Source organism: Flavobacteriales bacterium, assembly GCA_020435415.1.
Classification (GTDB): Bacteria; Bacteroidota; Bacteroidia; order JACJYZ01; family JACJYZ01; genus JACJYZ01.
This window is the reverse complement of sequence record JAGQZQ010000118.1, coordinates 1-8,872: the sequence shown is the minus strand read 5'-3', so window position 1 is coordinate 8,872 and position 8,872 is coordinate 1. Positions and strand designations below refer to the sequence as shown.

7 protein-coding genes are annotated in these 8,872 nt (G+C 48.8%); 3 read left to right on the top strand and 4 right to left on the bottom strand.

Annotated elements, in window-relative coordinates; all coding sequences use genetic code 11:
* Positions 1 to 145: 145 nt before the first annotated feature.
* Positions 146 to 1,219 (top strand): 23S rRNA (adenine(2503)-C(2))-methyltransferase RlmN, encoded by a 1,074-nt coding sequence (rlmN, locus tag KDD36_13825; GenBank protein ID MCB0397729.1) that lies wholly within the window; start codon positions 146 to 148, stop codon positions 1,217 to 1,219.
* Between the two features lie 29 nt (positions 1,220 to 1,248).
* Positions 1,249 to 2,223, top strand: a complete 975-nt coding sequence (locus KDD36_13820; GenBank protein MCB0397728.1) for a polyprenyl synthetase family protein — start codon at positions 1,249 to 1,251, stop codon at positions 2,221 to 2,223.
* Positions 2,224 to 2,286: 63 nt separating this feature from the next.
* Here the strand turns inward: KDD36_13820 and KDD36_13815 are convergent, their stop codons facing one another.
* The 4 genes from KDD36_13815 to KDD36_13800 form a co-directional block, all read right to left on the bottom strand.
* Entirely contained in the window at positions 2,287 to 3,426 is a 1,140-nt protein-coding gene (locus tag KDD36_13815) for a pseudouridine synthase (GenBank protein ID MCB0397727.1), read from the bottom strand.
* A gap of 30 nt (positions 3,427 to 3,456) precedes the next feature.
* Positions 3,457 to 3,819 (bottom strand): YraN family protein, encoded by a 363-nt coding sequence (locus KDD36_13810; GenBank protein MCB0397726.1) that lies wholly within the window; start codon positions 3,817 to 3,819, stop codon positions 3,457 to 3,459.
* Between the two features lie 2 nt (positions 3,820 to 3,821).
* Complete coding sequence (locus KDD36_13805) at positions 3,822 to 4,724, bottom strand: LD-carboxypeptidase (protein ID MCB0397725.1); 903 nt, start codon at positions 4,722 to 4,724, stop codon at positions 3,822 to 3,824.
* A gap of 110 nt (positions 4,725 to 4,834) precedes the next feature.
* Complete coding sequence (locus KDD36_13800; GenBank protein ID MCB0397724.1) at positions 4,835 to 6,481, bottom strand: putative DNA binding domain-containing protein; 1,647 nt, start codon at positions 6,479 to 6,481, stop codon at positions 4,835 to 4,837.
* 109 nt (positions 6,482 to 6,590) lie between these two features.
* On the opposite strand from KDD36_13800, the gene metG reads away from it, so the two are divergent.
* Entirely contained in the window at positions 6,591 to 8,651 is a 2,061-nt protein-coding gene (gene metG / locus KDD36_13795; protein ID MCB0397723.1) for a methionine--tRNA ligase, read from the top strand.
* Positions 8,652 to 8,872 lie beyond the last annotated feature (221 nt).

The following is an 8,872-nucleotide window of genomic DNA, read 5'->3' as shown; positions in this document are numbered from 1 at the left end:
AAAATCACTTTTCGGATGCACGAAGTACGGACCGGAAAGGTTGATTTTCTTAATCGCTATTCAATAGAAAATTTTCTATTGAATAAATTTGGGTTACGGCTTGACGCTGACGAACGGATTGCTTTCTGCACCGTATCTTTGCAGGATGAAATCAGAAGCAGGCGCATCACAAAAGACGGATATCCGAACGTTGTCGCTGGACGAGCTCAAACAGAAATTCTCTGACCTCGGAGAAGCCTCGTACCGCGCAGCGCAGGTGTATGAATGGTTATGGAAGAAGTCCGCCCGTTCCATCTCCGCATTCACCAATCTTTCCGTTGCCCTTAGGGAAGCCCTGGACAAGGAGTTTACCATCTTACCCATCGAAACATACAAGGAGCAGCTGAGTGATGATGGTACGGTCAAAGCCGCTTTCCGTCTGCATGATCACCACCTCATCGAAGGGGTCATGATACCGGCTGATGACCGGATGACCGCATGTGTTTCTTCCCAGGTAGGCTGCAGTCTCACCTGCGCCTTCTGTGCCACAGGGAAGCTGGACCGCCTTCGCAACCTTACCGCCGGTGAGATTTACGATCAGGTGGTGGCCCTGGATCAGACGGCGAGAAAATACCATGAACATCCGCTCACCAACATTGTTTTTATGGGCATGGGAGAACCACTCCTGAACTACCGTGGCGTTCTGGAAGGCATCGACCGGTTAACCGCACCGGATGGATTAAATATGTCGCCAAAACGGATTACCGTGTCCACTGCCGGCATTGCCAAAATGATCAAACGGTTGGGCGATGATGCGGTACGTTTCAATCTGGCCCTGTCATTGCATGCTGCCAACGACGAAAAACGCAGCCAGGTCATGCCGATCAATGACCAGAACACCCTGGAAACCCTGATGGATGCGCTGCAATATTTCTATCAGAAAACAGGCAACCGGATCACATTTGAATACCTCGTATTTAAAGACTTCAATGACACCGAGGAAGACGCATTGCAACTGGCCCGGTATTGCGGCCGCATTCCGGCCAGGGTGAACATCATCGAGTACAACCATGTGGACGGGGTAGCGTTTCAGCAGACCACCCCGGAACGTTTGGACCGGTTCATCGCCGTGCTGGAGCGTAAAGGGGTGAATGTACATGTGCGCCGCAGTCGCGGCAAGGACATCGACGCTGCGTGCGGTCAACTGGCGAATAAACTGGGCGACAAAGGCGCTGCCTGATCAAGATTTCGTACTTTCACATCGTTGCTATGCCTGTACTTGAGACCATCAAAAAACCTGTCCTCCGGGAAATGGAGGAGTTTGAACTCCGCTTCCGAAAGTCGATACGGAGTTCCGTTCCACTGCTGGACAAGATCACGCATTACATTGTTAAGCGGAAAGGCAAACAGATGCGGCCCATGTTTGTGTTGCTGTCCGGTAAACTCAACAATGGAGTAAACGACAGAACATACCGTGCCGCTGCCCTGATCGAACTACTGCATACGGCCACTCTGGTACACGATGATGTGGTGGATGACGCCAACATACGCAGGGGCCTGTTCTCTGTGAATGCTCTTTGGAAGAACAAGATCGCCGTATTGGTGGGAGATTATCTGCTGTCCAAAGGACTCCTGCTCTCCATTGACAACAGCGACTTCGACTTGCTGCGCATTGTGTCGAATGCTGTCAAGGAAATGAGCGAAGGTGAACTTTTACAGATTGAGAAAGCACGCAAACTGGATATTGAAGAGGGCATCTATTTTGAGATCATCCGTAAAAAGACAGCATCACTGATCTCTTCGGCATGTGCCTGTGGAGCTGCTGCCGCTGATGCGGATAAGGAAGCGATCGACCGCATGGCCTCCTTCGGGGAATATGCCGGAATTGCCTTTCAGATCAAAGATGACCTGATGGATTACAACCTGAAGGATGAGATTGGTAAGCCCACCGGCATCGATATCAAGGAAAAAAAGATGACCCTTCCGCTGATCTATGCGCTGTCAAATGCCAAATCGGAAGACAAGCGGCGTGTCATCAACATTGTAAAAAACCACAACACCAACCGTAAGAAGGTGCAGGATGTCATCAACTTTGTGATCGCATCAGGCGGCATTGAATATGCCAGGGAGCAAATGAACATCTATCGCGACAAGGCCCTGGAAGTTCTGATGACCTTCCCTGAAAACGAAGCAAGGGAATCACTGGAACGGTTGGTACACTACTCTACCGACAGAAAAAAGTAAACAGTTTAAGGTTCAAAGTTTAACGTTGGACGAACCTTAAACTTTAAACCTCAAACCATTTTGTCAGCATTCCCCGTGGCTTTTCAGCATATTGATCTCCCTGGAAGTGAGGTAGCGCCACTGGCCACGTGACAGGTCCTTTTTGGTCAGGCCGGCAAACATCACACGATCCAGCTTGATGACCTTATAACCGAGTTTCTCGAAGATTCTTCGCACCACACGGTTCCATCCGATGTGTATTTCCAGACCCACCTGGGTGCGGTCGTTGCCATCCCCAACCAGGGCGATCTCATCCACGACCACCTTCCCTTCTTCCAGGTAAATACCCTTTTTGATCTGATCGAAGTCTGCCTTTTCCAAAGGGTTATCCAGGTGAACATGGTAGATCTTGCGGGCACCGTAACGTGGATGGGTCAGTCTTTCAGCCAGATCCCCGTCGTTGGTGAACATCAGCACACCGGTTGTCTGGCGGTCCAGTCGACCGACGGGATAGATACGTTCACGTCCGGCATTCTTCACCAGTTGCATCACGGTTTTGCGTTCCTTCGGATCCTTCACGGTGGTGACAAAATCCTTGGGTTTATTCAACACCACATAAACCGGTTTCTCACCCTTCAGGACACGGCCGTCGTAGCGCACCTCATCGGTGGGCTTCACTTTGGAACCCAGTTCGGTGACTACTACCCCGTTCACACTCACGAGGCCTGTACGGATCAACTCATCGGCTTCGCGACGCGAACACAGTCCTGAATTGGCAAGAAATTTATTCAAACGAACATCGTCCGACTCCGACTTCACCGGCCGCGGTCTTGGCGTAGACCTTGGGTACGGGCTACGGCCCTTGTATCCTCCTGCTCCGGGTTTACCGTCCCTGGAGGCTGGTCGTGGATACGGACGTTTTTCTCCGCGGCTATCATCGCTTTTGCGGTCATCACTCCCGCGTCGATCATCCCGTGATGATGGTCTGGGATTTGGCTTCGGATATGGCCTTTTACCATCACGGTTCCGATCATCTCCGGAAGCTGGCTTCGGGTAAGGGCGCTTACCGTCACGGCTGCCTTCATCCCTCTTTCGGTCGTCCCGTTTCGGACGTGCATCCGATCGTTTGGCAGGACGTGCAGGACTTTTGCGTTCTCCTTCTTTTCTTCCTCCGTCAGGACGTCCCGGTTTACCCGGCTTATTATTTCGGTTTCCTTTGTTCATGATGATGTGGCCCTCATGGGACCGGCTTTCTTATAGCGTTGGATAAAATGCATCTTCAATATGGCTGACCTGGCCATGGCCATTCTTAAAAAGCACCGAGATAATATCAAACCGGGTCTCACAATCCAGGTCATTCTCCTGCACATAAGCATCGGCAGCGGAAACCAGGTGTTTTTGCTTCTTCCTGGTCACAAAGGCTTCCGGTTCCCCGAATGCGTTGGTCTGCCTGGCCTTCACCTCCACGATCACCAGAAACTCCTTCGTTCGTGCGATGATGTCCACCTCTTCCCTGCCATGCACCCAATTGCACTCAAGGATATCATAGCCTTTCTGCCTCAGGTATTCGAGGGCCATGCTTTCGCCTTGTTTGCCAAGTTCGTTGTGGTCTGCCATAATCAGGATGCAAAGGTAACACGAACATCGTCATCTACCTGCATTTCTACCTCACAACCAATAATGATGGGATGATTATTTGCCAGGTGACCGGCCGGAAATCCGAAACAAACGGGAAAATCAATATCGTTCACAGCTTCTGCAATGATCTGCTCCGCATCGCGACCAAAGGGAATGGCATGATCATTCATCTGGGTCATCCCGCCGATCATGAGTCCGGACAGGCCCGCCAGTTTACCGCCGCGGCGAAGATTGGTCATCATGCGGTCAATGTGGTAGAGGTATTCATCCAGGTCTTCCAGGAACAGGATCTTTCCTTTCGTATCCACATCGGATGGTGAACCGATCAGGCTGTACAACACCGAGAGATTGCCACCGATCAACTCACCGGATGCCTGTCCTTTTCTATTCAGCGGATGGTCCGGCAGATCGTATGCCAACGGCTCACCGAACAGAACACGTCTGAGGTCTTCCATGGCATCAGGTGTGGTATCGGGCAAGGTAAGCGCCATTGGTCCGTGTAAACTCTTTAAAGTGGTATGTTGATGAATATGACTGTGCAGAACGGTTGCGTCACTGAAACCGATGATCCATTTGGGGTTGTTTTGCAGGACATTCCAGTCTACCTGATCCACCATGCGTACTGTACCATATCCGCCGCGAGCGCACAGAACGGCCTTTACCTCGTTATCTTCCAGCAGCGCCTGAAAGCCCCGGCTTCGGTTGGAATCACTTCCGGCCAGCTGATGCTCTTCAGCAAATAGTCCGGGGGCATGAATGACGTTGAGTCCCCATCCCCGCAGGATGTCCGATGCCGCCTGAACCTCCTGTTCCGACACTTTTCGTGCCGTGGCAGCGATGCCAATGGTGTCGCCTTTTTGTAACGAGAGAGGGGTGATCCGCATGAGCTTTTATTAAAGTCCTTTTGCCAATAGACCTCATACAATATAATATCCTAATAATCAGATTATTGCTGTATTTCTATCAACAATCTATCAACAATCTATTGCTTATATCACAAAGGTTTATTGATAGAGTACCTTCTCCATCTTCTTTCTCCTCTTTTAATTATTTCGTGGTTCTCAAGCATTGAATCTAATTCCTGCTTGATTTTAACCCTTGATATTTCTTTACCTATCCTGGAATTAATTTCCCCTATTGAACTTTCTGGATATATGGATAGGTCACGGTAAATAAGCTCTTTAAGTCTATGTCTCTCGATCGTTTTTAAAGTAGTACGCCCTTTAAAATTCAACCGTTTAAGATATTTAGGGTTAACAAAGTATTCCGTTCCCTTAGTTCTTCCTGTACTTTCAACTAGTCCTAATTCGATAAGCCTCCCTAGCCAATGCCTAAGCCCCACTTCATCGTTCTGGTTTAGAACTTTTGAAAGTTCAGTCGTTGTCAAAGAGCCTTTTTGAGCAATAAGTCCCATGGCAATGATCTCTTTCTGTCTCAACTGATATTCCCTGTTTGCCTTATCCATCAACTTTACCACCTCTTTGTTTACAAATTGTTTTTGAACAGTAACCACTACTCTGTCATCCCCTTCTTCAACAATAGGTATTGGCTTACCCGAACCTAACAGTAGTTCATATATAAGATCAAAACCACTACCTTCTTTTTCCATTAGGGATAAATCATAGAATATCTTTGAAAGGTGCTCATTCCTCCTCACAGATTGACTTAGAACATTTTGTGGGGTTACACCATAAGGCAACCTCCCAGGACTATGCACCTCTAATCGATCCGGAAACAGGTTGATAAAAATATCACCCCTGGTTGTATAAGTTCTATGTACTAATGCATTTGCCACCAATTCTCGGATCACCTCTATCGGGAAAAAATGAATATTCTTCCTAAAAACGCCGTCTGAAATTTCAACACTTTCCTTCCAATAAGGAATATCATTAACAATCTTTTCGAGAAGTTCCTTCGGGTTCATTACATAATCATCCAATGCCATTTTCCATATCTTTTCATCACGATCATTATAACGTATCACTTGAATGGCAGGAGGAAAGAGTAAATTCGCCCGATCTTGGCGTTGCCCAATCCATAATATACCAAGATTAGTTAGGTAACTCTCCTTTGATAAGAAATAATACTCCATCAATTCCTCAACCGTCTTGCCTTTTATAAATCCACTCACCCGATCCGATATTCTCAGGTCCCTTATAAGATTATCCAACTTCTCATTATCGATTCGGGAAGTTGGAACTCTCCGATTAGCTTGCTCCTCCCAAACAAAAGCATTTTTGTCAGCTGCAAGACGTGCCATTTCATCAGGCGGAACCGGTTTACATTCATCAGAAACACGAACAAAATACTTGCCATCGGTCGTGGAAGCAATACTTTGAGCACTTCGAAAAACTTGAATCTCTATAAATTCAGCTCCGTTATCAGCGGTAAGAATTTGTACAGAAACTGCAACATTCAATGTCCGCTGATTAATCTGCTTTTGAATTCTTTCAGGAACATTCCGATCAGATATCCGCTGATTTTGCGGCGGAATTTCTTCATTATCTTCAATCCCAATAAGAATCTTTCCTCCTTGAGCGTTAGCAAAACATACACAATCCCTAGCCAATTCGCCCCAATCGGTAGAATTATCTTTAAGGAAACGAATAGATTTCTTATCGAGAAGCAAATGTTCCATCATTGTAGTTCGCTTTACTCACGATCCATCCACTCACCATAACGAGAGAGGGGTGATCCGCATGGATGTGGGCTAACTTGTTATCTTTGCCGAAAGATACGAAAACAGGGCCTTGAGCCAACCGAAACGCCATATCATCACCTCCGCACTGCCTTATGCGAACGGACCGCTTCACATCGGTCACATCGCAGGGGCTTATCTGCCGGCGGACATCTACGTCCGTTACCTGCGACTGAGGGGCAAGGACGTGCTTTACGTTTGCGGTTCCGACGAGCATGGTGCGGCCATCACCATCCAGGCAAGAAAAGAAAACACCACCCCCCAGGAGATCGTCGACAAGTATCATGAGCTGAACAAAAAGACGTTCGAGCGTTTCGGGATGTCCTTCGACATATACCACCGGACCTCGTCCCCGCTCCACCACGAGACCGCTGCGGAATTCTTCACCACCCTGAACGACAAGGGGGTGTTCGAGCGAATCTCTTCGGAACAATTCTACGACCAGGAATTCAACCAGTTCCTGGCAGACCGATATGTCACAGGCACCTGTCCGAAATGTGGCCACGACAGGGCCTATGGTGACCAGTGTGAAAAATGCGGCAGCAGCCTCAACCCCACCGACCTCATCAATCCCATCTCCACCCTCAGTGGTAAACCACCTGTACTGAAAGAAACCAGTCACTGGTACCTGCCCATGCAAAAGGAAGAGGAATGGATGAAGGAATGGATCAATACCGGCAAACTGGAGGGCAAGACACACCACGATCCTTCCAAATGGAAAAAGCCGGTGCTGGGCCAGTGCAAGTCCTGGCTGGACGGAGGCTTGCAGTCCCGCGCCATGACCCGTGACCTGGACTGGGGCGTGAAAGTGCCCCTGGAAAATGCAGAAGGAAAAGTGCTTTACGTATGGCTGGACGCACCCATCGGTTACATCTCGGCGACCAAACAATGGGCCCTTGACAACAAGGCCAACTGGGAAGAATGGTGGAAAGATGAAAACTGCGAGCTGGTTCACTTCATCGGCAAGGACAACATCGTTTTCCATTGCATCATCTTCCCGATCATCCTGAAATTACACGGTGGGTACAACCTGCCGGTGAATGTTCCGGCCAATGAGTTCCTAAACCTGGAAGGGGATAAGATCTCCACCTCCCGCAACCATGCGGTATGGTTGCATGAGTACCTGGATGATTTTTCTGGCAAGGAAGATGTGTTGCGCTATGTGTTAACGTCCATCGCCCCGGAAATGAAGGACAGCGAATTCACCTGGGATGACTTCCAGGCACGCAACAACAACGAACTGGTGGCCATCTTCGGAAACTTTGTAAACCGGGCCCTGGTACTTACCGGAAAATATTTCGACGGAAAGGTTCCGTCAGGTGGAAAAGAAAATGCGGAAGACAAAGCGATCCTGGAACAATGCAAAGCCATTCCGGAAAAGGTAGGAAGAGCCATTGAGGGTTTCCGTTTCCGGGAAGCGCTGACCGAAGCGATGCAGCTGGCGCGGATCGGAAATAAATACCTGGCCGATAACGAGCCATGGAAGGTATTCAAAACGGATCCGGACAGGGTGGCCCAGGTCATGCATACTTCTCTGCAGATTGCAGCAGCCCTGGCCGTCGTGATGAAACCTTTCCTGCCGAACACCGCCAACCAACTGGCCACCATGTTAAACTTACCGGCAACGGCATGGGACAAGGCAGGCACCATGGCATTGCTGGAATCCGGTCATACACTGGGAACCACGACACTGCTGTTCGAGAAGATAGAAGATGAGGCCATGCAGGCACAAAAAGACAAACTGAACAAGAACAAACCCCAAAAGTCCAATGTTATGGCAGCCAAAGCAGAGATCGTTTTTGACGACTTCACCAAGGTAGACATCCGCACGGCTACGATTCTGGAAGCGGAGAAGGTCCCTGAAACGGACAAGCTTCTGAAGCTGAAGGTGGATACCGGTCTGGACCAGCGCACCGTTGTATCCGGTATCGCCGAACATTACAAGGCGGAAGAAATCATTGGGAAGAAAGTGCTTATTTTGGTAAATTTGGCGCCCCGCAAGCTAAGGGGCATCATGTCTCAAGGCATGATCCTGATGGCTGAAGATGCGGATGGGAAGTTGTGTTTTGTGAGTCCGAGTGAGGAAGTGGTGAATGGTAGCACCGTGAGTTGATGTGCTAATGCGGTGATGTGCTGATGCGGTGATGAACAAGGTTGTTGGCAATAGTAAAGTGTGGTTAATAATACGATGAAAGAAGAGACGGGAAATCCAATTGTTAATATCACCTTTCATTTTGCGATGGGTGTCATTCGGTTTGCCTGTGCTAATGCGGTGATGTGCTGATGCGGTGATGAACAAGGTTGTTGGCAATAGTAAAGTGTGGTTAATAATAC

Coding starts and splice junctions, on each gene's coding strand:
- rlmN (MCB0397729.1), top strand. CDS start 146: ATGAAATCAGAAGCAGGCGCATCACAAAAGACGGATATCCGAACGTTG.
- KDD36_13820 (MCB0397728.1), top strand. CDS start 1,249: ATGCCTGTACTTGAGACCATCAAAAAACCTGTCCTCCGGGAAATGGAG.
- KDD36_13815 (MCB0397727.1), bottom strand. CDS start 3,426: ATGAACAAAGGAAACCGAAATAATAAGCCGGGTAAACCGGGACGTCCT.
- KDD36_13810 (MCB0397726.1), bottom strand. CDS start 3,819: ATGGCAGACCACAACGAACTTGGCAAACAAGGCGAAAGCATGGCCCTC.
- KDD36_13805 (MCB0397725.1), bottom strand. CDS start 4,724: ATGCGGATCACCCCTCTCTCGTTACAAAAAGGCGACACCATTGGCATC.
- KDD36_13800 (MCB0397724.1), bottom strand. CDS start 6,481: ATGATGGAACATTTGCTTCTCGATAAGAAATCTATTCGTTTCCTTAAA.